At 69.3% G+C, this 25,336-nt stretch carries 27 protein-coding genes; 20 read left to right on the plus strand and 7 right to left on the minus strand.

Features of this window, described 5'->3' with window-relative positions; all coding sequences use genetic code 11:
• The first annotated feature begins 2 nt into the window (after positions 1-2).
• From ABL838_RS26380 to ABL838_RS26405, 6 genes are read left to right on the plus strand one after another with little or no spacing between them, the layout of a single operon-like run.
• Positions 3-1,043 carry a branched-chain amino acid ABC transporter permease gene (locus ABL838_RS26380; protein WP_184640716.1) on the plus strand — a complete coding sequence of 347 codons (1,041 nt, stop codon included), beginning with the start codon at positions 3-5 and terminating at the stop codon, positions 1,041-1,043.
• A 1-nt stretch (position 1,044) separates the two neighbouring features.
• Positions 1,045-2,856: an ABC transporter permease subunit gene (locus ABL838_RS26385; protein ID WP_184640717.1), complete on the plus strand. Its 1,812-nt coding sequence runs from the start codon at positions 1,045-1,047 to the stop codon at positions 2,854-2,856.
• A gap of 1 nt (position 2,857) precedes the next feature.
• Positions 2,858-3,592 carry an ABC transporter ATP-binding protein gene (locus ABL838_RS26390; RefSeq protein ID WP_126025577.1) on the plus strand — a complete coding sequence of 245 codons (735 nt, stop codon included), beginning with the start codon at positions 2,858-2,860 and terminating at the stop codon, positions 3,590-3,592.
• Positions 3,593-3,638: 46 nt separating this feature from the next.
• The gene (locus ABL838_RS26395) at positions 3,639-5,384 is read left to right on the plus strand and encodes a tannase/feruloyl esterase family alpha/beta hydrolase (protein WP_418122665.1); all 1,746 of its coding nucleotides are present in this window, start codon (positions 3,639-3,641) and stop codon (positions 5,382-5,384) included.
• A gap of 25 nt (positions 5,385-5,409) precedes the next feature.
• Positions 5,410-7,158, plus strand: a complete 1,749-nt coding sequence (locus ABL838_RS26400; protein ID WP_418122667.1) for an acyl-CoA dehydrogenase family protein — start codon at positions 5,410-5,412, stop codon at positions 7,156-7,158.
• A gap of 46 nt (positions 7,159-7,204) precedes the next feature.
• Positions 7,205-7,696 carry a MarR family winged helix-turn-helix transcriptional regulator gene (locus tag ABL838_RS26405; protein ID WP_369660870.1) on the plus strand — a complete coding sequence of 164 codons (492 nt, stop codon included), beginning with the start codon at positions 7,205-7,207 and terminating at the stop codon, positions 7,694-7,696.
• A gap of 15 nt (positions 7,697-7,711) precedes the next feature.
• Here the strand turns inward: ABL838_RS26405 and ABL838_RS26410 are convergent, their stop codons facing one another.
• Complete coding sequence (locus tag ABL838_RS26410) at positions 7,712-8,365, minus strand: TetR/AcrR family transcriptional regulator (protein WP_126025581.1); 654 nt, start codon at positions 8,363-8,365, stop codon at positions 7,712-7,714.
• A gap of 131 nt (positions 8,366-8,496) precedes the next feature.
• Here ABL838_RS26410 and ABL838_RS26415 point away from each other — a divergent pair, with 131 nt between their 5' ends.
• The 5 genes from ABL838_RS26415 (at position 8,497) to ABL838_RS26435 (ending at position 11,872) form a co-directional block, all read left to right on the plus strand.
• The gene (locus ABL838_RS26415) at positions 8,497-8,934 is read left to right on the plus strand and encodes a VOC family protein (protein WP_369660868.1); all 438 of its coding nucleotides are present in this window, start codon (positions 8,497-8,499) and stop codon (positions 8,932-8,934) included.
• A gap of 40 nt (positions 8,935-8,974) precedes the next feature.
• A complete protein-coding gene (locus ABL838_RS26420) occupies positions 8,975-9,502 on the plus strand; it encodes an SRPBCC family protein (RefSeq protein ID WP_418122669.1) in 528 nt (175 codons plus the stop codon).
• An 18-nt stretch (positions 9,503-9,520) separates the two neighbouring features.
• On the plus strand, positions 9,521-9,940 hold the full coding sequence (locus ABL838_RS26425; RefSeq protein ID WP_007833153.1) for a VOC family protein: 420 nt from the start codon (positions 9,521-9,523) through the stop codon (positions 9,938-9,940).
• Positions 9,941-9,975: 35 nt separating this feature from the next.
• Entirely contained in the window at positions 9,976-11,442 is a 1,467-nt protein-coding gene (locus ABL838_RS26430; protein ID WP_418122671.1) for a DHA2 family efflux MFS transporter permease subunit, read from the plus strand.
• A gap of 70 nt (positions 11,443-11,512) precedes the next feature.
• A complete protein-coding gene (locus ABL838_RS26435; protein ID WP_126025586.1) occupies positions 11,513-11,872 on the plus strand; it encodes a DUF1428 domain-containing protein in 360 nt (119 codons plus the stop codon).
• Between the two features lie 118 nt (positions 11,873-11,990).
• Here ABL838_RS26435 and ABL838_RS26440 read toward each other — a convergent pair whose 3' ends face one another.
• From ABL838_RS26440 to ABL838_RS26450, 3 genes are all read right to left on the minus strand, one after another.
• Complete coding sequence (locus tag ABL838_RS26440; RefSeq protein WP_126025587.1) at positions 11,991-12,749, minus strand: sulfite exporter TauE/SafE family protein; 759 nt, start codon at positions 12,747-12,749, stop codon at positions 11,991-11,993.
• 113 nt (positions 12,750-12,862) lie between these two features.
• Positions 12,863-13,699 (minus strand): intradiol ring-cleavage dioxygenase, encoded by an 837-nt coding sequence (locus tag ABL838_RS26445; protein ID WP_126025588.1) that lies wholly within the window; start codon positions 13,697-13,699, stop codon positions 12,863-12,865.
• Between the two features lie 185 nt (positions 13,700-13,884).
• Positions 13,885-14,586, minus strand: coding sequence for a methyltransferase family protein (locus tag ABL838_RS26450; protein WP_418122672.1), 702 nt, complete (start codon positions 14,584-14,586; stop codon positions 13,885-13,887).
• A gap of 170 nt (positions 14,587-14,756) precedes the next feature.
• On the opposite strand from ABL838_RS26450, the gene ABL838_RS26455 reads away from it, so the two are divergent.
• The 4 genes from ABL838_RS26455 (at position 14,757) to ABL838_RS26470 (ending at position 17,266) form a co-directional block, all read left to right on the plus strand.
• Positions 14,757-15,650: an AraC family transcriptional regulator gene (locus tag ABL838_RS26455; RefSeq protein ID WP_418122674.1), complete on the plus strand. Its 894-nt coding sequence runs from the start codon at positions 14,757-14,759 to the stop codon at positions 15,648-15,650.
• A gap of 101 nt (positions 15,651-15,751) precedes the next feature.
• Entirely contained in the window at positions 15,752-16,417 is a 666-nt protein-coding gene (locus tag ABL838_RS26460) for an AzlC family ABC transporter permease (RefSeq protein ID WP_206169585.1), read from the plus strand.
• On the plus strand, positions 16,414-16,737 hold the full coding sequence (locus ABL838_RS26465; RefSeq protein WP_126025591.1) for an AzlD family protein: 324 nt from the start codon (positions 16,414-16,416) through the stop codon (positions 16,735-16,737). Before ABL838_RS26460 ends, ABL838_RS26465 begins: the two co-directional genes overlap by 4 nt.
• A 64-nt stretch (positions 16,738-16,801) precedes the next feature.
• On the plus strand, positions 16,802-17,266 hold the full coding sequence (locus tag ABL838_RS26470; RefSeq protein ID WP_126025592.1) for a YbaK/EbsC family protein: 465 nt from the start codon (positions 16,802-16,804) through the stop codon (positions 17,264-17,266).
• A 109-nt stretch (positions 17,267-17,375) separates the two neighbouring features.
• On the opposite strand, the gene ABL838_RS26475 is transcribed toward ABL838_RS26470, so the two are convergent.
• A complete protein-coding gene (locus tag ABL838_RS26475) occupies positions 17,376-18,974 on the minus strand; it encodes a glycosyltransferase family 39 protein (protein WP_418122675.1) in 1,599 nt (532 codons plus the stop codon).
• Positions 18,975-19,125: 151 nt separating this feature from the next.
• On the opposite strand from ABL838_RS26475, the gene ABL838_RS26480 reads away from it, so the two are divergent.
• Positions 19,126-20,046 carry a LysR family transcriptional regulator gene (locus tag ABL838_RS26480; RefSeq protein WP_184640732.1) on the plus strand — a complete coding sequence of 307 codons (921 nt, stop codon included), beginning with the start codon at positions 19,126-19,128 and terminating at the stop codon, positions 20,044-20,046.
• Between the two features lie 234 nt (positions 20,047-20,280).
• Positions 20,281-20,754 carry a DoxX family protein gene (locus ABL838_RS26485; protein WP_369660861.1) on the plus strand — a complete coding sequence of 158 codons (474 nt, stop codon included), beginning with the start codon at positions 20,281-20,283 and terminating at the stop codon, positions 20,752-20,754.
• Between the two features lie 12 nt (positions 20,755-20,766).
• On the opposite strand, the gene ABL838_RS26490 is transcribed toward ABL838_RS26485, so the two are convergent.
• Entirely contained in the window at positions 20,767-21,513 is a 747-nt protein-coding gene (locus tag ABL838_RS26490) for a Crp/Fnr family transcriptional regulator (RefSeq protein ID WP_126025596.1), read from the minus strand.
• Positions 21,514-21,542: 29 nt separating this feature from the next.
• Here ABL838_RS26490 and ABL838_RS26495 point away from each other — a divergent pair, with 29 nt between their 5' ends.
• From ABL838_RS26495 to ABL838_RS26505, 3 genes are all read left to right on the plus strand, one after another.
• Positions 21,543-23,219, plus strand: a complete 1,677-nt coding sequence (locus ABL838_RS26495) for an adenylate/guanylate cyclase domain-containing protein (RefSeq protein WP_418122677.1) — start codon at positions 21,543-21,545, stop codon at positions 23,217-23,219.
• Between the two features lie 118 nt (positions 23,220-23,337).
• Complete coding sequence (locus tag ABL838_RS26500; protein ID WP_126025598.1) at positions 23,338-23,727, plus strand: helicase SNF2; 390 nt, start codon at positions 23,338-23,340, stop codon at positions 23,725-23,727.
• A 31-nt stretch (positions 23,728-23,758) separates the two neighbouring features.
• Positions 23,759-24,139 (plus strand): alpha/beta hydrolase, encoded by a 381-nt coding sequence (locus ABL838_RS26505; RefSeq protein ID WP_369660858.1) that lies wholly within the window; start codon positions 23,759-23,761, stop codon positions 24,137-24,139.
• A 15-nt stretch (positions 24,140-24,154) separates the two neighbouring features.
• Here ABL838_RS26505 and ABL838_RS26510 read toward each other — a convergent pair whose 3' ends face one another.
• Positions 24,155-25,219, minus strand: a complete 1,065-nt coding sequence (locus ABL838_RS26510; RefSeq protein ID WP_418122678.1) for a maleylacetate reductase — start codon at positions 25,217-25,219, stop codon at positions 24,155-24,157.
• Between the last annotated feature and the right edge of the window lie 117 nt (positions 25,220-25,336).

A 25,336-nucleotide genomic window follows, 5' to 3' on the forward strand; every position in this document is an offset into this window, starting at 1 on the left:
CCATGGATCTCTCGATCGCCAGCATCCTGACGCTGGACGGCCTCACCAATGGCGCGATCTATGCCCTGCTGGGCATGGGCATCGTGCTCGTCTTCACGGTGACCCGCGTCATCTTCATTCCGCAGGGCGAATTCGTGGCGTACGGCGCGCTGACGCTGGCGATCTTCCAGACCGGCAAGACGCCGGGCACGGTGTGGCTGCTGCTCATCCTGGCCGGCGTCGCGGCGCTGATGGACCTGGTCACCACCTGGCGCCACAACGGCAGCGCGGCGGCCGGGCTGAAGGCTGCCTTGCGCACGCTCGCGGCACCCGCCGTCATCTGCGCGATCTCGGCCTGGGCCGGCCCGCGCAACCTGCCGATCGGCGTGCAGGCGCTGCTCACGGTGTTCATCGTCACGGCGTTCGGGCCACTGGTTTACCGCGTGGCCTACCAGTCGCTGGCGGGTGCGAGCTCGCTGGTGCTGCTGATCGTCTCGGTGGGCGTGCACTTCGCGATGACCGGGCTGGGCCTGCTCTTCTTCGGCGCGGAGGGTTTCCGCAACCCGCCGTTCTGGGACGAGCGCATGGCGCTCGGGCCTCTCAACGTGAGCGGGCAGGCGCTCATCATCTTCGGCATGTCGGCCGCGCTGATCGTGCTGCTGTACCTGTTCTTCGAGCGCAGCCTGTACGGCAAGGCGCTGCGCGCCACCGCCGTGAACCGGCTGGGCGCTCGGCTCATGGGCATCTCCACCCAGGCGGCCGGGCAGCTCACCTTCGCGATGGCGGCGCTGATCGGCGCGCTCTCGGGCCTGCTGATCGGTCCGACCACCACGGTGTTCTACGACTCGGGCTTCCTCATCGGCCTGAAGGGCTTCGTGGCCGGCGTGATCGCAGGCCTGGCGAGCTACCCCGGCGCGCTCGTCGGCGCGCTGGCCGTGGGCGTGATCGAGTCCTTCGGCTCCTTCTGGGCCAGTTCGTTCAAGGAAGTGATCGTGTTCACCATCATCCTGCCGGTGCTGCTATGGCGCTCGCTGAAAAGCGGCCATTCGGACGAGGAACATTGACATGGAAGCGCTCCTGAATCCCTCGACGGCCCATGCGCCCGACAAGAGCGCGCTGCGCACCTGGGGCCCGCTCGCGCTGGTGCTGGTGCTCATCGCGCTGCCGCTGCTGCCGCTGCCCGACTTCTGGATCATCCAGCTCAACTACGTCGGCATCTACACGCTGCCGGTGCTGGGCCTGGTGCTGCTCACCGGCGTGGGGGGCCTCACCTCCTTCGGGCAGGCGGCCTTCGTGGGCATCGGCGCGTACACCACCGCCTACCTCACGGTGAACACCGGCCTGTCGCCGTGGGTCACGCTCTTCATCGGCATGGCGCTCACGGGCATCAGCGCGGCGATCATCGGCGCGATCACGCTGCGCATGTCGGGCCACTACCTGCCGCTGGCCACCATCGCGTGGGCACTGTCGCTCTACTACCTCATGGGCAACCTGGAGGCGCTGGGCAAGTACGACGGCATCCTCGGCGTGAAGGGCCTCACGGTGTTCGGCTTCGAGATCGGCCAGCAGCGCATGTTCTATGCGGTGGTGTGGATCTTCGCGCTGCTCGCGGCCTTCGCGGTGATCCGCCTGCTCGACTCGCGAAGCGGCCGCGCCATCCGCGCGCTGGCCGGCGGCTCGCAGATGGCCGAGGCCATGGGCGTGAACACGCTGCGCTTCAAGATCGGCATCTTCGTACTCGCCGCCCTCTTCGCATCGGTCTCGGGCTGGCTCTTCGCGCACTTCCAGCGCACGGTGAACCCGTCGCCCTTCGGGCTGAAGATGGGCATCGAGTACCTGTTCATGGCGGTGCTCGGCGGCGCGGCCCACGTGTGGGGCGCGATCGCCGGCGCGGGCGTGGTCAAGCAGCTCGAAGACCAGCTGCAGGTGCTGCTGCCCAAGCTGATCGGCACGGCCGGCAGCTACGAGCTGATCGTCTTCGGCATCATGATCGTGCTGGTGCTCAAGTACCTGCCCGACGGGCTCTGGGCCTTCGTCGACCGCCGCCTGCCGCGTCCGCGCCGCGCGGTCGACTGGCGCGATGCCGGCGACCTGCCCGCGCGCGCCAGGCCTGCCGCCGGCGAGGTGGTGCTCGACGTGCGGGCCATCCGCAAGACCTTCGGCGGACTGGTGGCGGTGAACGACATCAGCTTCCAGACACGCGCCGGCCAGATCGTCGGCCTGATCGGTCCGAACGGCGCGGGCAAGTCGACCACCTTCAACCTGATCACCGGCGTGCTCGGGCTCTCGGGCGGCGCGGTGAGCTTCCGCGGCGAAGCCATCGGCGGACTGGGCGCGCGGCAGATCGCGCAGCGCGGCGTGTCGCGCACCTTCCAGCACGTGAAGATGGTGGCCGACATGACGGTGCTGGAGAACGTGGCGCTGGGCGCGCACCTGCGGGGGCGCAAGGGCGCCGTCGCCGCCATGCTGCGCATCGACCGCGCCGAGGAGCGCGCGCTGTTCCGCGAGGCCGAGCGCCAGCTGCAGCGCGTGGGCATGGGCGACTACCTGCACGAGCTCGCGGGCAACCTCGCGATGGGCCAGCAGCGCCTGCTGGAAATCGCGCGCGCCCTGTGCGCCGACCCCGCCCTGCTGCTGCTCGACGAACCCGCCGCCGGCCTGCGGCACAAGGAGAAGGAAGCGCTGGGCAAGGTGCTGCGCCAGCTGCGCGGCGAGGGCATGAGCATCCTGCTGGTCGAGCACGACATGGGACTGGTGATGGACATCTGCGATCACATCGTGGTGATGGAATTCGGCACGCACCTGATGGAGGGCACGCCCGCCGAGGTGCAGGCGAGCGACAAGGTGCGCGCTGCGTATCTGGGAACGGAGCACTGACATGACATCTCCATTGCTCCGCATCCGCGGCCTGCACGCCGGCTACGGCCGCGCCGAGGTGCTGCACGGCATCGACCTGCAGGCCGGCCAGGGCAGCGTGGTCACGGTGATCGGACCGAACGGCGCCGGCAAGTCCACGCTGCTGAATTCGCTGATGGGCGTGCTGCCCTCCAAAGGCACCATCGAGTTCAAGGGCCAGCCGGTCAACGGGCTGTCGCTGGAGGAGCGCGTGATGCTCGGCATTGCGCTCGTGCCAGAGAAGCGCGAACTGTTCGGCACCATGCCGGTGGAAGACAACCTCGTGCTCGGCGCCTTCCGCCAGGTGCGGCTGCGCAACCGCCAGTGGCGCGACCGCATCGACGAGGTCTACACGCTGTTCCCGCGCCTGAAGGAGCGCCGCGCGCAGCTGGCCGGCACGCTCTCGGGCGGCGAGCGGCAGATGCTGGCGGTGGGCCGCGCGCTGATGTCGCGCCCCACGCTGCTGATGCTCGACGAGCCCAGCCTCGGGCTCGCGCCGCTGGTGGTGCAGGAGATCTTCCGCACCGTGGAGGCGCTGCGCGCCACCGGCGTGACCATCCTGCTGGTGGAGCAGAACGCGCGCGCCGCGCTCGAAGTGGCGGACCACGGCTACGTGCTCGAGATGGGCAGCGTCAGCCTGGAGGGCGAGGCGAAGAAGCTGGCCGTCGACTCGCGCGTGATCGACACCTACCTGGGCGCCGCGAGAAAAGCCGCCTGAGCCAACGACAACGCCGCGACCCGCGCGGCCGCAAGGAGACCACAGCATGAAGAAGCCACAGCGCCGCTTCCATCCAGCCCTGTGCGCGACCGCGCTCGGCGCCGCCGCGCTGCTCGCGGCCTGCGCGAGCTGGTCCACCGCGCCTCCGGCGCCTCATGCGCCGCTGGCCGCCGCGCGCCCCGGCACGCTGCAGTCCTGCACCGACCTCGCCGCCCGCGCGGCGCTGCCCGGCACCGTCTACACATCGGCCACCGAGGTGGCGGCCGGCACCGTCACGGTCGGCGGCGTCGCGATGGCGGCGCCTGCGCACTGCCTCGTGCAGGGCCGCATGAACGAGCGCACCAGCCCCGTCGACGGCCAGCGCTATGCCATCGGCTTCGAGATGCGGCTGCCGGTCGCCTGGAACGGCCGCTTCTTCTACCAGACCAACGGCGGGCTCGACGGTGTAGTGGTGCCCGCGCTCGGCGGCATCGGCGGCGGCGGGCCGCGCAGCAGCGCGCTGCAGATGGGCTTCGCGGTCATCAGCTCCGACGCCGGCCATGCGGGCTCGATGGGTCCGCGCTTCGGGCTCGACCCGCAGGCGCGGCTCGACTACGGCTACAACGCCGTCGCGCAGCTCACGCCGATGGCCAAGAACCTGATCGCCAAGGCCTACGGCCGCGGGCCCGACCGCTCGTACATCGGCGGCTGCTCCAACGGCGGCCGGCATGCGATGGTGGCGGCCGTGCGCTCGGCCGGCCAGTACGACGGCGTGCTCGCGGGCGACCCCGGCTTCAACCTGCCGAAGGCGGCGGTGGCGCAGCTCTACGGCGCGCAGCAGTACGCGGCGGTGGCCAGCGCGAAGACGCCCGCCGGCCAGCCCGACCTGCAGAGCGCCTTCACGCCTGCCGAGCTGAAGCTGGTGGCCGACAAGGTGCTGCAGCGCTGCGATGCACTCGACGGCTTGGCCGACGGCATCGTGTCGGACGTCAACGCCTGCCGCACGCGCTTCGACATCCAGCGCGACGTGCCGACCTGCGCCGCCGGCACGCGCGACGCCATGTGCCTGAGCGCGCCGCAGAAGAACGCGCTCGCCAACGTGTTCAAGGGCGCGCGCAACAGCGCGGGCCAGCCGATCTACAGCGGCTTTCCGTTCGACGCGGGCGTGAGCGGCGCCAACTGGCGCGAATGGAAGTTCGCGAGCCCGCCGACGCGCGACGCAGGCGCGGTCGGCTTCATCTTCAGCACGCCGCCGCTGGCCGACCGGCCGCAGGGCCTGCCCTTCGCGCTGGGCTTCGACATGGACCGCGACGCGCCGCGCATCGCAGCCACCGACGGCGTGTTCCGCGAATCGGCGCTGTCGTTCATGACGCCGCCCGACGCGGCCAACCTGGGCGCGCTGCGCGAGCGCGGCGGCCGCATGATCGTCTACCACGGCACCAGCGACCCGGTGTTCTCGTCCGACGACACGCAGGCCTGGTACGAGCGCGTGCGCGCCGCGAACGGCGGCGATGCCTCCTCGTTCGCGCGCTACTTCCCGGTGCCCGGCATGAACCACTGCGCGGGCGGTCCGGCCACCGACCAGTTCGACATGCTCAGCGCGCTGGTCGACTGGGTCGAGCAGGGCAAGGCGCCCGCATCCGTTACCGCCTCGGCACGCGGCGCGGGCACGCCGGTGCCGAATGCCGAAGTGCCTGCCGGCTGGGCCGCGCAACGCACGCGGCCGCTGTGCCCCTATCCGCAGGTCGCCACCTACACCGGCGGCGATGCCGAGCGCGCAGGCAGCTTCGCTTGCAAGCTGCCCACGCCCTGATATCTAGCCAGTTACCGAGCCTCCGATGGATTACCAGCCCCGCCCCGATGACGTCCGCTTCCTGCTGAACGCGGTGCTCGATGCGCCCGCGCGCCTTGCCGCGCTCGCGCCCTTTGCCGAAGTCGACGAGGCGCTGCACTCGCAGGTGCTCGAGGAGGCGGGGCGCTTCGTCGGCGAAGTGGTCGCGCCGATCAACCGGGCCGGCGATGAAACAGGCTGCAGTTTTTCCAATGGCGAAGTCACCTCGCCGCCTGGCTTTCGCGAGGCGTACCAGGCCTTCGTCGACGGCGGCTGGCCCGCGCTCTCGGCCGCGCCGGAAGACGGCGGCCAGGGCCTGCCGGCGGTGCTCGAAGCGGTGCTCTACGAGTGGCTGGCCGCCGCCAACCACGGCCTCACGATGGCGCCCGGTCTGCTGCACGGCGCGTACGCCTGCCTCAAGCACCACGGCAGCGACGAGCTGAAGCAGCGCTACCTGCAGAAGATCGCCACCGGCGAATGGCTCGCCACCATGTGCCTCACCGAGGCCCACGCAGGCAGCGACCTGGGCCAGGTGCGCACGCGCGCCGTGCCGCAAGCCGACGGCAGCCTGCGGGTGAGCGGCAGCAAGATCTTCATCTCCGGCGGCGAGCACGACCTGACGCCGAACATCGTCCACCTCGTGCTGTGCCGCCTGCCCGATGCGCCGGCCGGCCCCAAGGGCCTGTCGCTGGCGCTGGTACCCAGGCTGCTGCCCAACGGCACGCGCAACACGGTGCACTGCGAGCGAATCGAGGAAAAGATGGGCCTGCACGGCAGCCCCACCTGCAGCATGCGCTTCGACGACGCCACCGGCTGGCTGGTCGGCGAGCCCGGCCGTGGGCTGGCCGCGATGTTCGTGATGATGAATTCGGCGCGCCTGCACGTGGCCCTGCAGGGCATCGGCCTGCTCGACGCGGCCTGGCAGAAAGCCGACGCCTACGCGGCGGAGCGCCGCCAGATGCGCGCGCCGGGCCCGGTGCCCGCGAGCCGCGGCGGCGAGAGTGCCGACCTGATCGCCGAGCATCCGGCGGTGCGCCGCATCCTCGACACGCAGCGCGCCTGGATCGACGGGGCGCGCACCATCGCCTACCGCAGCGCGCTGATGCTCGACGTGGCCGCGCACGACGCCGACCCCAAGGCCCGCGAGCGCGCGCAGCGCTGGTGCTCGCTGGTCACGCCGGTGCTCAAGGCCGCGTGCACGCACCAGGCCTTCCACGGCGCGAGCGAGTGCTTGCAGGTGTTCGGCGGCCACGGCTACGTGCGCGAATGGGGCATCGAGCAGATCGTGCGCGACTCGCGCGTGACGATGATCTACGAGGGCACCAACGAGATCCAGGCCATCGACCTGCTCGTGCGCAAGGTGCTGCCCGACGGCGGCGCGGCCATGTCGGCCGTGCTGCTGGAGCTGCGCGACACGCTGGACGCCTCCCGCGAGGCCGACGCCGACGTGCAGCGCCGGCTGGCGCAGCTGCGCTACCTGGGCACCACCGTGGCCATGGCTGCGCATGCCGACCCGGCGCTGCCGTACCAGGTGGCCGACGACTACCTGCGCTCGACCATGCTCGCGATGCTGGCGTGGGCCTGGGCGCGCATCGAGGCGGCCTCGCCCGGCGATGCGGAGAAGGCGCGCGTGGCGGCCGCCTTCAGGCGCTGGGTGCTGCCTGAATTCGAGATGCGGATGGGCATCGTCAAGAAGGCCTGCGAAACGGTGGCGCTGACCCATGCGGCCGCGCCCGGTGGCGGTGTCTCCAACTAGCCACTCCGGGCGTTCGCGGGCGTCCGGGCGGGGTTACGCTCGGGCCATGGCCTCCACCCCGAAATCCGCTCCCGCCAAAGGCGAGCAGGCCGCGGCGCCGCAAGGCAAGCCGGACCGGCTCGATGCGCGCATGCTCGAAACCCTGGTCGGCTACAACGCCCGCCGGGCCTGGCTGATCGTCAGCGCCTTCTTCGCGGAGCGCATGGCGCCCTACGGGCTCAAGCAGATCGATTTCTCGGTACTGTCGCTGCTGGCGCACAACCCCGGCGCCACTTCGCGGCAGCTGTGCAATGCGCTGGACATCCTGCCGCCGAACCTCGTGAGCCTGGTGGCGACGCTCGACAGCCGCGGATTGATAGAACGCCGGCCTCATCCGCATGATGGCCGCGCGGTCGGGCTGCATCTCACGGCGGCCGGAGAGGCGCTGATCCGCGAGGCGGAGCAGACCGTGATCCAGCTGGAAGCCGATGCCAGCGCCAAGCTCACGGCGCGGGAGCGCGAGACGCTGATACGGCTGCTGCAGAAGATCTATCTGTAGCAGCGGTCGTGGGGCTCAGAGGCCCCGTTCGACCATGTCGATCAGCTGCTGGCCCAGCTTGTAGGCCGCTTCGGGCGGGATCTCGCGCAGCGGCCCGTCGATGATGAGCAGCGCCAGCCCGTGCACCGCGCTCCAGGCGCAGTACTCGGCATTCGGGCGCCGCGCCGCATCGAGCACGCCGGCATCCACCAGCCGGTCGATGGCCTTGCCCAGCAGCTGGAACGGATCGAGCCCGCTCTCACCGGCCTTGCCTGGGCCGAGTTCGCCGCGGCCCTCGTCGGAGATCACGAAGGCCGTGCGGAACAGGCCCGGCTCGGCCTGGGCGAAGCGCAGGTAGGCGGTGCCGATGGCGCGCACCTGCCCGCGCGCGAAGTCGGCGGGGGGCTGGTCGCAGGGCTGGGCCGCCAGTTCTTTTTCCATCGCCTGCGCCGCCGCGGCCAGCGCTGCCTCGCGCACCGCGAGCAGCAACTCCTGCCGGCTTTCGAAGTGGCGGTAGGCCGCGTTGGGCACCACGCCGACGCGCCGGGTGGCCTCGCGCAACACGACCGCGTCGGGACCGCCGTCGCGGGCCAGTTCGATGCCTGCTTCCAGCAGCGCCCGGCGCAGATCGCCGTGGCGATAAGTGCTGCGGGCGGGCGGCAGGCTCTCGGGGACGTTGTTGAGCTTCATCGCTTCTCCATGTGGACACTGTCCATTATCTCTGCTATTCTTTGTGGACGGTGTACACAAAGTAATCCGATTGTTTGCGGCCCGAGACACCGGGGGCCTCCGAGTCACCTCTTCAGTCCAAAGGAATCGTCATGAAAGTCCAGTCGTATCTCTCATTCGAAGGCCGCTGCGACGAAGCGCTCGGCTTCTACAGGAAGGCGCTCGGCGCCGAAGTCACCCAGCTCATGCGCTACAAGGAAGCACCCGCGGGCGCCCCTTCGGAGAATGCCGAAGCCGGCTGTGCCGGCGGCACGCCCGATGCCGAGAAAGTGATGCACGCGGTGTTCCGCATCGGCGAGACCGAGCTGATGGCCTCCGATGGCCGCTGCTCGGGCCAGCCGAAGTTCGAGGGCGTGATGCTCGCCCTCACCGCCAGCACCGACGCCGAAGCCGTCAAGTGGTTCGACGCGCTGGCCGAAGGCGGACAGGTCATGCAGCCGCTGATCCCGACCTTCTTCACCTCCAAGTTCGGCATGCTGACCGACCGCTTCGGCGTGGGCTGGCTGCTGGTCGTCGCACACCCTGCCTGATCGCACCCGCCCGCGCCGCCAATCTCCCGGAAGCCCCGCCATGCTCAAGAAAATCGCCCTCGTCATCGTGCTCGCGATCGCCGCGCTGCTGGTCTTCGCGGCCACCCGGCCCGACACTTTCCGCGTCGAGCGCACCGCGCGCATCGAGGCGCCGGCCGAGAAGATCTTTCCGCTGATCGACGACTTCCACCGCTGGGGCGCCTGGTCGCCCTACGAGAAGCTCGACCCCGCCATGAAGCGCAGCTTCGGCGGCAGCGCGAGCGGCAAGGGCGCGACCTATGCCTGGGAAGGCAACGACAAGGCCGGCGCGGGCCGCATGGAGATCGTCGAGTCGGCGCCTTCGTCGAAGGTCGCGATCAAGCTCGACTTCATCAAGCCCTTCGAAGGCCACAACACGGCCGAATTCACGCTGCAGCCCCAGGGCAATGCGACGCAGGTCACCTGGGCCATGTACGGCCCGAGCCCCTACGTCGCCAAGCTCATGGGCATCTTCTTCAACATGGACCAGATGATCGGCAAGGACTTCGAGACGGGCCTTGCCAACCTGAAGGCCGCCACCGAAAAGTAATTCCCGAAAGGAAAAATCATGCCCCACATCCACGCCTACCTCACCTTCGACGGCAACGCAGCCGAGGCCATGCGCTTCTACGAGAAGACGCTGGGCGGCACCATGCAGATGATGATGACCGTCGGCGAAGCGCCCGACACCGAGCAGTTCCCGCCCGAGGCGAAGAAGCGCATCATGCATGCCTCGCTCGCCTACGGCCAGGGCATCCTCATGGCCTCCGACTCCATGCCCGGCCAGCCGTACGAAGGCATGAAGGGCTTCGGCGTCGCGCTGACCATCGAGACCGTGGCCGAGGCCCGCCGCGTGTTCGACGCCTTCGCCGAGGGCGGCCATGTCGGCATGCCCTTCGAGAAGACCTTCTGGGTCGAAGGCTTCGGCATGGTGACCGACCGCTTCGGCACTCCGTGGCTCATCAACGGCGGCAAGCCGCTGGTCTGAGCCGCTTCCTGTCCACTCCAAGAAACCCGCTTCCCATGACCAACCAACTCGACAGCCGCAAGCGCTGGCTCGCATTGATGGTGCTGTGCCTCGGCGTACTGATGATCGTGCTCGACACCACCATCGTGAACGTGGCCCTGCCCTCGATCCGCACCGACCTGGGCTTCACCGAGACCTCGCTGGTCTGGGTGGTGAACGCCTACATGCTGACCTTCGGCGGCTTCCTGCTGCTGGGCGGCCGGCTGGGCGACCTGTACGGCCACCGCCGCGTGTTCCTCGCGGGCCTGGTGCTGTTCACGCTGGCATCGCTGGCCTGCGGGGTCTCGACCTCGCAGGGCCTGCTGGTGGCGGCACGCGCGGTGCAGGGCCTGGGCGGCGCGGTGGTGTCGGCCGTGTCGCTCTCGCTCATCATGAATCTCTTCACCGAGCCGGCCGACCGCGCAAAGGCGATGGGCGTGTACGGCTTCGTGTGCGCCGGCGGCGGCAGCATCGGCGTGCTGCTCGGCGGCCTGCTCACCAGCACGCTGAGCTGGCACTGGATCTTCCTGGTCAACCTGCCCATCGGCATCGCGGTGTACGCGCTGTGCGTGGCGCTGCTGCCGAGCGCGCGCGGCCATGCGCACGGCGAGAAGCTCGACGTGGCCGGCGCCGTCACCGTCACGCTCTCGCTGATGCTCGCTGTGTACGGCGTGGTCAACGGCAACGAGGCCGGCTGGACCTCCACCCAGACGCTCGGCCTGCTCGGCGCCGCCGTGGTGCTGCTGGCGATCTTCATCGCCATCGAATCGCGGGTGCAGCATCCGCTGATGCCGCTGGGCCTGTTCAAGCTGCGCAGCGTGTCGGTGGCCAACGTGGTCGGCGTGCTGTGGGCCGCGGCCATGTTCGCGTGGTTCTTCATCTCGGCGCTCTACATGCAGCTGGTGCTGAACTACACGCCAATGCAGATCGGCCTGGCCTTCCTGCCGGCCAACATCATCATGGCGGTGTTCTCGCTGGGCCTCTCGGCGAAGATCGTGATGCGCTTCGGCATCCGCAAGCCGTTGGCCGCCGGGTTGTGGCTCGCGGCCATCGGGCTGGCGCTGTTCGCGCGCGCGCCGGTCAACGGCAGCTTCGTGGTCGACGTGCTGCCCGGCATGATGCTGCTGGGCTTGGGCGCGGGCATGGCCTTCAACCCGGTGCTGCTGGCCGCGATGAGCGAGGTGAGCCCTGCCGACTCGGGCCTGGCCTCGGGCGTGGTCAACACCTCCTTCATGATGGGCGGCGCGCTGGGCCTGGCCGTGCTGGCGAGCGCCGCAGCGGCGCGCACCGCGTCGATGGAAGCCGCCGGCGCGCAGATGCCGCTGGCGCTCACGGGCGGCTACAACCTCGCGTTCCTCGTCGGCGCCGTGTTCGCGGCGGTGGCGGGTCTGCTCGGTGCCTTGCTGCTTCGCTCCGCCATGCCGGGGCAGATGCAGAACAACGAAGAAACAGCGGCACCCCAGGGAACGGCGGCATCGCAATGAGCGGCAACGTGCCATGCAGCCGCCGGTCTTCTTTCTTCAACGGTTCCACAGACTCTTCAGGAGAACAAACATGGCTCGCTATGTAGACGGCTTCATCATCGCCATCCCCACGGCCAACGTCGAGGCCTACCGCAAGCTGGCGCGCAAGGCCGGCAAGGTATGGATGGAGTACGGCGCGCTCGAATACGTGGAGTGCATCGCCGACGACGTGAAGCCGGGCAAGCTCACTTCATTTCCGCAGAGCGTGAAGCAGAAGCCCGACGAGACCGTCGCTTTCTCGTGGATCGTCTACAAGTCGCGCAAGCACCGCGACACGGTCAACGCGAAGGTGATGGCAGACCCGCGCATCGCCGGTATGGACCCCAAGTCCATGCCCTTCGACGGCAAGCGCATGATCTTCGGTGGCTTCAAATCCATCGTCGAGTTCTAGGCTCGCCCCCAGGCTTCGCGCACTTCGTGTCGCTACGCCACCCCCTACCGGGGGCAACACCTGCGGCCCGGCAAAGCCGGTTCCGCGGTGTTCGCGAAAAGGCCTCGCTTCGCCGGCCTCAGGCCAGGAAGCCGTCATAGACGAGCTTGAGGCCGGTCAGAAACATCCCGAGATAGACGAAGCGATAGAACCACGTCGCATCGATGCGCCGCGCGATGCGGATGCCGACCCACACGCCGAAGGGCGCGATCGGCATCAGCACCAGCGAGGTGGCCAGCGTGCGGAAGTCGAGCAGGCCGAGCCACGCGTAGGGAATCCACTTGCTGAGATTCACCACGAAGAAGAAGTAGGCCATGGTGGCCGTGAAGATCACCGGCGAGAGCCGCAGCGGAATCACGTAGGCGTTGATCGGCGGCCCGCCCGCGTGGGCGATGAAGCTGGTGAAGCCCGACACCGTGGTCAGCACCGCGCCGACGCCGCGCGAGGGCAGCGGATCGTCGGGCTTCGGCGGAAACAGCAGGCGCTGCGCCAGAAAGAGCAGCGTGAACACGCCGACGATGCCCGCCACCGTGTGAGCCGAGAGCATGCGAAACAGCAGCGTGCCGATCACCGTGCCCAGCAGCCCGAACGGAATCAGGAACTTCAGCAGCGAGCGGTCGAAGTCGCGCCGGAACGCGGCAAGGCCCAGCACGTCCATCAGCAGCAACAGCGGCATCAGGATCGCCGCCGCCTGCGGCACGGTGACGGCCAGCGCCATCATCGGCACCGCCAGCGAGCCGAAGCCCGCGCCGAAGCCGCTCTTGCTGATGCCGAGCAGGAGCACGGCGGGAATGGCGACCGCGTAGAAGTACGGGTCGGTGATCAGGGGAAAAGCCATGGAGGGAGGAAGCAGCCGCACAAGCCCCGCCATCGCGGCGGGCCTGCCGAGCGTAGCAGGACGGTGCCGGCCGCGCCCGCCAGGGGACTACTCCGTCCGCTGCAGAACAGCCGCTATCCCTGCTTCAGCGGATTGAGCACGAAGTCGAAGTCGAGCCGCCAGCGGCCGTTGTCCTGCTTCGTCCAAGGCGCGACCAGCGACTGGCGCACCGCGAACACGGCATCCGAGTCGAGGTACTCGTCGCCCTCGCGGAACACGTGCGTGATGAGCCGCTCGTAGCCCGGCGCCTCGATCTTGAAATGCAGGTGCGCGGGCCGCCACGGATGGCGCTTCGTCGCGCGCAGCAGGTCGCCCACCGGCCCGTCGACCGGGATCGGATACGCCACCGCCACCACGCTGCGGAAGTGCAGCGAGCCGTCGGGCCCCGTGCGCAGCGTGCCCCGGTTCTCCGCGTGGTCGAGCCCCGCGTGCTGCACGTCGTAGTGCCCGCCCGCATCGGCCTGCCAAACATCGACGACCGCATTCGCCACTGGCTCGCCGTCGAGACCGCGCACCGTGGCGAACACGTCGCAGGGCTCGCCCTCGGCGCCGTTGGCCACGTCGTCGCCATGCTCGTACTCGGGCGCGCCATCGAAATAGAAGGGGCCGAACACGGTGGCCTCCGTGCAGCCGGCCGGCTTGTCGTTGTTCATCGCGATGGTGAGCATCGAGAGCCCCAGCACGTCCGACAGCAGGATGAACTCCTGCCGCTTGTCGTCGCACTTCCGGCCGGTGGCCGTAAGGTACTGGATGCCCTGGAACCACTCGTCCTCGGTGAGCTTCACCTCGCGCGCGAAGGCGTGCAGGTGCTGCACCAGGCTGGTCAGGATCTCGCGCAGGCGCGGGTCGGGCGTGTCGGCGAAGCGCGCGAGCACGGCCTGCGTGATGTTGTCCTGGTTGAGGTTGCGCATCGTGGCTGTCTCCATGTTGTCCGGTCGAACTTCGACTTCGCCAGACTGTAGGCCGCTCTCCGCGCCGGTTGAAGCACCCCGGGCGCAAATGATTTTTCCGTGCAGCGGAAAGGTCGTTCGCCCTGTGGCGGCGTTCCGTCTGCGGCTGGCTATCGGGGAGACGCGCTCACCGCTTCCGGCCGCTGTCACCACAGGCGGGGGAGCAACCTCCAGCGCACGCGACCGGCATAGTCCGCGTAACCGGAAAGCTCTGCCTGCAACAGGCGATCTTCCCAGGAGGTTCGCAGTACCAGCAACGCCGAAGCGAGCGCGGCGGGCAGGAGCGCCCACAGCGAGCCCAGCGCGAGCGCCATGCCGAAGAACAGTGCGAGCGCCGCGGCATAACCCGGATGCCGGATGAACCGGTAAGGCCCCGCATCGATCACGCGCTGATGGCGCTCCGACTGGATTCGAACGCCGGGCTCGAAGAAAGGATTCACGGCCTGTGCCCAAGCGGTCATTGCGATCCCGGCGAGCAACGCGACGTGCCCCACCACCATGACCCAGGCCGGCACTGGTGACCACTGATAGCGCCCGGCATCGAGCGCCGCGACGGGAAGAATCGCCACCATCGCCGGCAGGATGACCGCAAGCAGCGCCTTGTCCCAGTCTTTCGTCCCCGGCTGGAAGCGACTGCGTGCACGATAGATCATCGGGTTGACTCGCGCGAGCACCAGTGCCGAGACACCGAACCCAAGAAGCAGCACTGCAAGGAACACCCACCCAGGTCGCCAGCCGATGGAGCCTGCGGGCAGGAAGATCAGGACGAGCAAGGCCAGCGGCAGGCCGATCGCATAGGCGATCGCTGCAGGCGGTGAGATCGATGGCGGTTGCCTGGGGGCTTCCATGACTGGTGCTCCTTCCGGGGTCATCCGATCTGGCGCGCTTCTTCGTCATTGCGCTGCCGCGCGCGAGCCGATGACGTGCGTTGCGGGTCTCGATGATGTGGTCATCATGCCGGATCAGGCATGTCAATTTTCTTCAAGACAGGCGTTTCCTGCGCTGCAAGAATGGCTTCATGCGAGAAGACGGACACCGTGAAGAAGCACTCGGGCCTGATGCCCCCCGATCCCGCAACGCGCTGCGGGACGACGCACGCTTCTTCACCTCGGGGTGCATGACAGGCGAGGAACGGGTGGACTGCCTGACCGCGACCTTCAGGAAGCACCGCTATGCCCTGCATGCGCACGAGACTTTCGTGATCGGAGCGATTACCTCGGGCTGCGGCACCTTGTGGCTTCAAGGTACGCGGCATCGCGCCAGCCCGGGAGACCTGACGCTGCTCAACCCGGAAGACGTGCACGACGGGACGCCCCATGACGACACGGGCTACAGCTACCGGGTGACCTACCCTTCCGCGTCGCTCGTTCAGCGCCTGGCGGCCGAGATCACCGGCCATGAAGTCCAGCCGCATTTCCGGTGCCGGGTGATCCGGGACCCCGCCGCGGCCACTCGCCTGGTGGCCGCGCACCTGGCACTGGAGACCTCTGGCTGGTCGCTGGGCACGGAGGAAGCGCTGCTGCTGGCCTATGCCTGCTGCCTCGAGCGACACGCCGAGGGCTTCCGCCCCGAGGCCCCGCGAGGCCGGGAGCAGCAGCGAGTGTCCAGGGTCAAGTCGATGCTGGAAGATCAAGCCACGTCGAGCGACGTGTGCCTGGCCGACCTCGCCGGCGAAGTCGGCGTGAGCCGGTTTCACCTGATCCGCATGTTCCGCAATGAAGCGGGGACCACACCGCACGCCTATCTGGTCGGCCGCCGCATCGAGGCGGCAAAGCGCCGCCTGCGCCGGGGAGAAGCGCCGATCGCCGTGGCGTCGGCAACCGGCTTTGCAGACCAGGCCCACCTGACACGCGTCTTCAAGGCCAGGGTCGGCGTGACGCCCGGTGCCTACAGGGACGGGGTGTCGAAATGAGGCCGCGCGAAGGCCCCGCCTCATCCGCGGCTCCGCCGGATCGCCGACCCTCCTCGCTCGCCACAGCCGCCGAGGGCGCAAGGGACATCCTGCCTGCGGTGATGGTCGCGGTTCCGATCGGCCTGCTGCTCGGAGCCCTGTGCAGGTCCAAGGGCATCCACGCCGCGGAGGCCGGATGGATGTCACTGCTCGTCAACGCGGGCGCATCGCAGTTCGCGGCGGTCCAGCTGTGGGCGAACGACGGGCCGAGGCTCGGGCCGATCCTGCTGTCCACCTTGCTGATCAATGTGCGCCACGCGCTGATGAGCCTGACCCTCGTTCCGAAGCTCGCGAAGGCCGGCATGACGCGCCTGCGCATGTGCGTGGCGCTGGCCTTGCTCACCGATCCGACATGGGGATTCGCAGAGCAGCGTGCGCGCGCGGGCCTGCCGGTCACCTGGTCCTACTGGATGGGCCTGGCGCTCGTCTTCACGGCCGCGTGGGCTGGTGCGACCATGGCCGGCGCGTGGCTGGGCGCCTATCTCGGCGATCCCCGGCAGATCGGCGCGGACTTCGCGCTGGCGGCCTTGTTCATCGGCATGACGGCCAGGTTCTGGATGGGGTGGCGGCGCACCGGTTTTGCCATCGCCGCCAGCGGCCTGTCGTCGGCGGCCGTGTTCCACACCCTGGGTGCGCCGTGGCACGTGATGGCCGGCGCCATGGCCGGCATCGCGGTGGCCTACTTCGCGGCGCGGCCGGAGCAAGCACAGGAGCCGCAGCCCGCATGACGTTCCACGCGACAACCCTCGAGGCGATCGCGGCGATGGCCATCGTCACCTATCTCACCCGGGTCGCCGGCATGCTGTTGGTGCGCGGGGATCGGTTCGCCGTCCGCGGCCGCGCGAAAGCAGCCCTGGATGCCATACCGCCCGTCATGTTCGTCACGATCATCGCGCCGACCCTGCTGGTCACCGGCTGGCCGGAAACGCTGGCGGGTCTGCTGGCGGCGGTGGCCTCGGTCCGCCTTCCGCTTCTCGGAACGATCCTGGTGGGCGTCGTTGCAGTGGCCGTGCTGCGTCTTGGCCTCGGCATGGCAGGTGCGCCATGAGTGTCCGCGAGTACGGCAGCAACGGCTCGGATCGGCTTCCCGGTTCCTCGATACCCTGGATGCGATGAGCCCGGCCATACATTCCTTCCTGACGTCGAGCGATGCGATCTTCGAAGTGCACGACCACGACGCCGTGGTGAGCTTCGCTGAAGCGCAGCGCCTGCTTCCCTTCGATCCCGATGCGATGGTCAAGAGCCTGGCCTTCCGCCTGCCGGGCGATCGCTACGCGATCGCCGCCATGCGGGCGGCCGAGCGCGCGGACTACAAGAAGATCGCCGATGCACTTGGCGTGAGGAGAGCGGATCTCCACATGGCAACGGACATGGAACTGGCACAGTTCCTCGCGATGGTCCCGGGAGGCGTCGTACCCTTGCCGATCAACGGGGCACGGGTAGTCGTCGATTCGGGAGTGACGGCAATGGAAACGATCTATTGCGGCACGGGGCGGAACGATTCGACTCTGCAGATTCGCAGTGCCGAACTTGTCCGGGTAAGTCGCTGTGCGCTGCACGACCTCGTCAAGCGGTGATCGCCCGCATTTGCCGGACTGAGTCCAGCATTGCCGGTCGCGGCTCTTCGTTTGATCGCCAGAGTCAACGGGTCGGCCGCGCCTGAGTCCAAGAGATTCCTCGCAGCCATCAGGGCGCAGCCGCCGGCAGGCAGCCCCGCAGCTCTTCCTGCACATCGCTGCCTGGCAGGATGCCCCAGCGCACCCGCACACTGCGCGCATCTTCCTCGCCCGCCCAGGGCAGGCGCAGGCTGCCGGAGCAGCTGGCGGTGGCCAGCAGCGGCTCCAGCAGCGCGCCCTCGGAGCGGAACTCCGGCGTGTCGAGGATCAGCACCATGCCGCCCTCGCGCGCCAGCGCATCGGGCGGCAGCCATGGCGAGGTGCGGGGATCGCCGTCGATCAGCAGCTGTACGTCCGGGTCCATGTGCAGCACCACCGCGCCAGTGAACCAGGTGTCGCCCACCATGAGCTTCAGCGGACGGTCGCCGGCGCGCTCATGCCACACGGCCTGAACGGCTTCGGCGATCTGCCCCGATGGCAGGTTGGCGCGGGTGATGTAGCCATGGCGCGCGCTCCAGACGCCATCGACCCAGGCCTGGCCGAACGATCCGGCGATGTGGAGGATGGCAGCCACAGTCAGCGTGCCGACCCATCGGCGGCGCGTCCAGCGGTCGGCTTCGAGGCCCGGCACCACCATCACGGCCCACACGGCGACCGGCAGGAAGAAGGTGCTGAGCCACGAGGCCACCAGCCGCATGTGGAGCAGCACCGACATCGCCAGCACCAGGCACAGCGGCCCGAAGGTGGCCCAGGCGAGGAAGCGGCGGTCGAAGCCGCCTTGCGGCGTCTTCTCCTGCGCCGTGCCGCGCTCGCGCGTGAACCACGCCCACGCGACGAACAGCAGCATCGGCGACAGGCGAGCGACCTGCACCAGCAGGATGCGAAGCGGCCGCGGGTGCACATGCTTCAGCAGCGGCCCCGACGGATGCACCGAATGCCGCGCATAGCCGATGGTCTGGTCGCCGTGCTGCAACAGCCATGCGAGATGCGGCGCCATGAGCAGCAGCGCCACGCCGCCTGCGCGCAGCAGGTCGCGGCGCACGCGCGCGTCTCGCCACGATCCCTCGCGCAGGATGAAGCCCGCGCCCACCGCGAACTGCACCAGCGCGCTGTACTTGGTGAGCATCGACAGCGCCGCGAACACGCCGAGCCAGAGCCAATCGAAGCGGCCGCCTGCCGAAGGCCTGCGCAGCACGCGCCACAGCATCCACCAGTAGCCCGCCATCGGCAGCAGCTGCACGGTGTTGTGGTTGAAGATGGTGGCGCGCTGCACGTGGTAGGTCACCAGCGAGCCGAGCAGCACCGCGAGCGCCGCCCGCATCGGCGGCATCATGCCCAGCGACCAGCGCCACATGATGTAGAGAGCGCCCACGCCGCAGCCCACGCCAGCGGCATAGGTCAGCCAGGGCTGGCGGCCGGCCAGCAAGACAGGCAGGCCCATCAGCCAGCTCGGCAGCGGCGGGTGTTTGTAGTAGCCCCATTGCATGCTGCCGCCCCAGAAGAGTTCCTCGACGTTGTCCCAGGGCGGCGTCTCGTAGAACGTTGCCATGGGCAGCGTCCACAGCACCACCAGCGCCAGCAACGCGACGACGACCGCGCCATTCAGGGAAAGATGCCGCGCGAATGCGGGCGCCGGACGGGTGCCGGGAGGGATCAGCCAGGAATTCATTGCCTCCCTTTGTAAAACTGCAGTCCTAACGGCACCTGACCAACCGGCCTTCCCTGCACTTCCCGCCACATAGAATCGCCAGCCTGCCTGCAGGCGTCCGGGGCCCGGTTCAGCCCAGGATCGGCCCGCAAGTCTCGGAGACACACAACCCATGGACCGCTGGACCGAAATCGCCCTGCTCGTGCAGATCGCCGATGCCGGCAGCCTGAGCCGCGCCGCCGAGGCGCTGGGCCTCTCGAACGCGGCCGCCAGCCGCCACCTGAGCGCGCTCGAGGCACGGCTGGGCGCGCGGCTGGTCGAGCGCAACACGCGCCGGCTGTACCTCACCGACACCGGCCGCGAGTTCTGCGGCCGCGCCCGCACCATCCTGGCCGACCTGTCGGACGCCGAATCGGCGGTGAACGCCACCGCGCTCAACCCGACGGGCACGCTGCGCGTCACGGCCTCGCTGTCGTTCTCCATCCACCACATCGCGCCCCTGCTGCGCGAGTACACCGACCGCTACCCGGGCGTGACGGTGCACGTGGAGGCGGCCAACCGCTACTTCGACCTGATCGACAACAACATCGACGTGGCGATCCGCACCCGCGAGTTCGAGCCCGACTCCAACGTCACCATCCGCCGGCTCGGCGAGACGCGGCGCATCCTCGCGGCCTCGCCGCGCTACTTCGCGCAGCACGGCTTTCCGAAGACGCTGGACGAACTGAAGCGGCACAAGCTGCTGATCTACACCCATGCCAACAACCCGAACGAGCTGCGCTTTCGCCGCGGGAAGGAGACGCACACGGTGTCGGTCACGGGCCTGCTGGAGTCGAACGACGGCCAGGTGCTGCGCGCGGCCGCGCTGGACGGCATGGGCATCCTGGTGCAGCCCACCTACATCGTCTACGACGACATCGTGGCCGGCCGGCTGGTGCCCACGCTGGACGACTGGGACCTGCCGCACCTGACGATCAACCTGGCCTACCCGAGCCGCAAGCACCTGTCGGCCAAGGTGCGCAGCTTCATCGACTTCATGGCAGCCCACTTCCGCAAGATGGACTACGAGCGCAAGTGGACAGGCAGGTTCTAGGCTCGCCCCCAGGCTTCGCGCACTTCGTGTCGCTGCGCCAACCCCCTACCGGGGGCAACACCTGCGGCCCGGCAAAGCCGGTTCCGCGGTGTTCCACGAAAGGGACTGCACCGCAGCCAATGCTTGAAACATGTGCGTAAACGCACATTCCGCATTTCCGCAGCCCCGCACACTGGAACCGCAACCGTCGCATTCCGCGGCGGACCCACCGTTTCCACCCTGCAAGGATCTGCCATGAACACCCAGGCCACCGCCGCCAATACCCCGCGTGCGCCGATCGCGTCGCCGCTGTCCGCCCTCTCCCCCTCCACGCTGGACGATTCCGGCAAGCTGCTGATCCGCGTGACGGTCGGCTTCCTGGTGCTGCTGCATGGCATCTTCAAGATCTCGGCCGGCGTGGGCTTCATCGCCGGCATGCTGGCCAAGGCCGGCCTGCCGGGCGGCATCGCCTACCTGGTGTACGTCGGCGAGATCGTCGCGCCGCTGCTGATGATCGCGGGCCTCTACACCCGCGCCGCCGCCGGCGTGGTGGTCATCAACATGCTGGTGGCCTTCGGCCTCGTGCACATGGCCGATTTCTTCGCGCTGACCAAGCAGGGCGGCTGGGCGCTGGAACTGCAGGGCCTGTACCTGTTCGGCGCGCTGACCGTGGTGCTGCTGGGCGCTGGCCGCTTCTCTCTCGGCGGCATCAAGGGCCGCTGGAACTGATCGCCTCCCGGCTCAGCCGGCGTCGCCGCGTACCTGCGAGACCATCGCCTCCAGGCGGGCCACGTCGGCGACCAGAAGGGCCTTGTCGTCCTTGCGCAGCACGCCGCTGCGCGCCAGCACGTTGAGTTCACGGGTCACCTGCTCGCGGTTGGTGCTGATCTGGCTGGCCAGCGCCGCGTGCTTGGGCGCCGGGTCGAGCCGGGCCTGGTTGCCCTCCACGCCGGCGGCGCGGGCCAGGCGCAGCAGCTCGGCATGCAGCCGGTTCTGCACGCCCAGGGTGCTCAGGTCGATCACCCGCTCCGAGAGCTGCCGCACCAGCGTCGCCAGCCGCAGCATCACCCGGCCGGCCACCAGGGGCTCGTCGCGCAGCAGGGCCATGAAGGAAGCGCGGTCGAGGCTGGCGACCACGCTGGGCTCCAGCGTGACCACGTCGGCGGAGCGCGGGCCACCGTCGATGGCGGAGATATCGCCGAAGTGCTCGCCCGCTTCGGAGTCGCGAAAGGTCACCTGGCGGCCGTTGGCCGAGTAGGTCGTCACCCGCACACGGCCCGAGACCAGCAGGAACACCTCGCCCTGCTGCTCGGCGCGCAGCAGCAGGGGCTTGCCGGCCTCCACGCTGTGCCACAGGCATTGCTGGGCCAGCAGGTCCAGCCGCTGGTCGGAAAGGCCTTCGAGCAGCGCGATCTGGCGCAGCGCGAGGCTGGAGCGGGGGGTAGGTTCGGGTTTGGCCATGCCGGGGGACGGTAGGGGCGCGCGCATTATGCTCGGGTGCCGCTTCGAACCCGTTCATGGACAGACGTTCCCCCAAAGCCGTTGCTGCCGACACCTTTTCGCTGAGACCGCCCACACGGCGCAATCTCCGCTGGGCGAGCGGGCTGGTGCTGATGGCCTACGTCACGGCGCACCTGCTGAACCATTCGCTGGGCATCTATTCTTTTGCCGCCGCCGAGACCGTGCTGCGCGGCGTGCAGGCCTTCTGGCACACCCTGGCGGGCACTGCGCTGCTGTATGGCGCGGCCGCCACGCACCTGGCGCTGGCGGTGGTCGCCCTGTGGGAGCGGCGCACGCTGCGCATGCCCCCGCTCGAAGGCCTGCGCGTGGCGCTGGGCTTCGCACTGCCGCTGCTGCTGGCCACGCACCTCACGGCCATGCGCGGCGCCTACCTGGCCTACGGCATCGAGGGCTCGTATGCCCGCGTGGTCTGGGGCCTCTGGGACTGGCAGGGCGCGGCAGCACAGCTGCTGATGATGCTGGCCGCCTGGACGCACGGCTGCCTGGGCCTGCACTTCGCGCTGCGGGCCAAGCCGGTGTGGAGGCGCTTCTCGCACCTGCTGCTGGCCGTCGCGGTGGTACTTCCGCTGACCGCCGCGATGGGCTTCGTCTCGATGGGGCGCGAGTTCCAGTGGGCCGGCGTGCCGCCGACCGCCCTCCCCACGGCCGAACAGGGCAAGGCGCTGGGCGCGGCCGAGAACGCGATCAAGTGGGGCTACGGGCTGGCGCTGGTCGCCCTGCTGGCAGCGCGCTGGGGCCGCAACGGCCTCGCGCGCTGGTCGCGCCAGCCGCAGGTGGCGCTGCGCTACCCGGGCCGCACGGTGCATGTTCCGCATGGCTGGAGCGTGCTGGAGGCGAGCCGCTCCCACGGCATCGACCATGTGTCGATCTGCGGCGGACGGGCGCGCTGCTCCACCTGCCGCGTGCGCGTGGCCGGCCCGGCCGACCACATCGGCGAGCCGGGCCGCGACGAGCGGCGCACGCTCGAACGGGTGCGCGCGCCGGCCGACGTGCGGCTGGCCTGCCAGCTGCGCCCGCGCGGCGACATCGAGGTCACTCCGCTGTTCGCGCCGCTGCCCAACGAGGGCCGGCCCGCACCGGTCGGCAGCTTCGGGCGCGAGCGCGACGTGGCCATCCTCTTCGTCGACCTGCGGCGCTGGTCGGGCCTGTCGGAGCGGCAGTGGCCCTTCGACCTCGCCTACGTGCTCGACCGCTACTTCGCCACCGTGGGCGCGGCCGTGCGCGAAAGTGGCGGCGTGCCCAACCAGTTCATCGGCGACAGCGTGATGGCGATCTTCGGCCTCGACTGCGACCTGCCCACCGCGTGCAGGCAGGCATTGCGCGCCACCGAGCTGATCGGGCAGCGCATGGACGCATGGAGCGAAGGCTTCGAGGCGCAGTTCGGCCAGCGGCTGGAGTTCGGCATGGGCCTGCACGCGGGCCGCGCGGCTGTCGGCGAAGTGGGCTACCTGGAGACCACCACCTTCACCGCCATCGGCGAAGTGGTCAACACCGCGAGCCGGTTGCAGGATCATTCGAAGACAGCAGCGTCACGCCTCGTTGTGTCGCTGTTCGCGGCCGAGAAGGCCGGTGTCGCGCACGCCATGGGCGCGGCCGAGACGCTCACGGTGCGCGGCCGCTCCGAGCCGCTGGCGGTGCTCTACGGACAGCACGCGGCAGCCTCCGCCCTCTGACCAATCGCCGAAAGCGGTGCGCAAACGCACAGCGCCGGCCGCGATGCGGTTTCACACTGCATCCCGTGGCAACGACGAATGTCCGCCGCCCACACCAGTCAGCAAAGGGACTCGCATCATGAACACCAAGCAACGCATCGCCGCTCTCTCCGCCATCGCATTCGCCATGCTCGGCGCAGCGGGCGCGGTCCACGCCGAAACCTATGAAGGCGTGCATCCGATCACCTCGTCCGTCAGCCGTGCAGACGTACGTGCCGAAGCCGTGGCTGCCGCGCGCGCCGACAACCCCTACGCCGATGGCGCCAGCGCCGGTCCCGCTCCGGTGATCGCCTCGTCGGCCAGCCGCGCCGCTGTGCGCGCCGAAGCTGTCGCCGCCGCGCACAACGACAACCCGTACGCCGAAGCCGCTTCGTCGGGCGTGGCCCCGATGGTGGCCAGCACGGTCGACCGTGCCACCGTGCGTGCGGCAGCACGCGCTGCAGCCCGCGGCGACGCACTGCCGCTCTGATCGGCCCAAATCGCTCGAAAGGAATCTCGCAATGAACAACAAGCAACGCATCGCCGCATCCGCCCTCGCCGCAGCCTTCGCCATGCTGGGCGCCGCCGGCGCGCACGCCGAAGCCTATGAAGGCGTGCAGCCCCTGACCTCCTCCGCCAGCCGCACCGACGTGAAGGCCGAAGCCGTGGCCGCGGCGCGCGAAGGCAACCCCTATTCGGACACCGTCGCCGAAGGCGCCGTGGCCTTCAAGTCCACGCTCGACCGCAGCACCGTGCGCGAGCAGGCCGTGGCCGCCGCCAACAACCCGCTGCAAAGCCTGGACCGCCGCGCCTTCTACCGCGACGAAGTGCCCGCTGCCTACAAGAAGCCCAGCGTCTCGTTCACGCAGCAGGCTGGCCTGCCGGTCACGGCACGCCCCTGACGCACTGGCATTGCCTCAGGGCCGCACGCCTTCCCAGGCGTTCTGCAGCAGCGCGCGGATCGCCGCGCGCTCCAGCGGACGCGGGTTGGGGTACTGGTTCTTGAGCGCGTGCTCGCAGGCCAGGTCCAGATCGGCTTCCTTCATGCCGATGTCGCGCAATGCGACCGGCGCGCCGTTGTCGCGCGCCAGGTCGTACACGGCCTGCGCGGCGCCACCGCTTCCCCCAAGTGCCCTCGCGATCTTCGCCATGGCTTCGGGCGCAGCCCCGGCGTTGTAGGCCAGCGCATGCGGCAGCACGATGGTGTGGGTCTCGGCGTGCGGCAGGTTGAAGCTGCCGCCCAGCGTGTGGCACAGCTTGTGGTGCAGCGCCATGCCCACATTGCCCAGCACCGTGCCGCACAGCCATGCGCCGTAGAGCGCGTCGCTGCGGGCGGCCGGGTCCTTCGGCGTGGCGCGGATGGCCGGCAGCGCGCGGCCCAGCGCGGCGATGCCTTCCTGCGCCATCAGGTCCATGATCGGGTTCGAATCGACCGCATAGAGCCCCTCGGCCGCATGCGCGATGGCGTTGATGCCGCTGGTCACGCTCATGCCCACGGGAAGGCCGAGCGACAGCTCGGGGTCGTAGATCACGGTGCGGGGCAGCACGCGGAAGTCCTTGCCGGTCTTCTTCATGCCGGCTTCGGTGATGCCGTAGATCGGCGTCATCTCGGAGCCCGCGTAGGTCGTCGGAATCGCCAGGATCGGCAGGCCCGAGTCGAGCGCGATCGCCTTGCCCAGGCCGGTGGTGGAGCCGCCGCCGATGGCCACGGCGCAATCGGCGCCGAGCCTGGTGGCCACTTCCCTCGCCTCGCGCGCGGTCTCGATGGGCACATGCATCACGGCGCGGTCGAACACGCCGGCCGCATGGGCGCCGAGCATGTCGGCCACGCGCTCGGCCTGCGGGCGCTGCTCGGGCGTGGAAAGCACCAAGGCCCGGCGCGCGCCCAGCGCATCGATCTCGCGGGCCAGGTGCTGCAGCGAGCCGGCGCCGAAAACCACCCGCTGGGGGGCGCTGGTGTAGATGAACGAGGGTGTGGTCATGGCTTTGGCCTGTGTCTCGGGTCTTTGCTCGAACGGATCTGTCTGCCGCCCGGCTCGCGCCGGGACATCCACGATACGCCGGCTCGCCCCTCGCTAAATGGCGGAAAACGGAAAGGA

The sequence above is a fragment of the Variovorax sp. 160MFSha2.1 genome, assembly GCF_048305075.1.
GTDB lineage: Bacteria > Pseudomonadota > Gammaproteobacteria > Burkholderiales > Burkholderiaceae_C > Variovorax > Variovorax guangxiensis.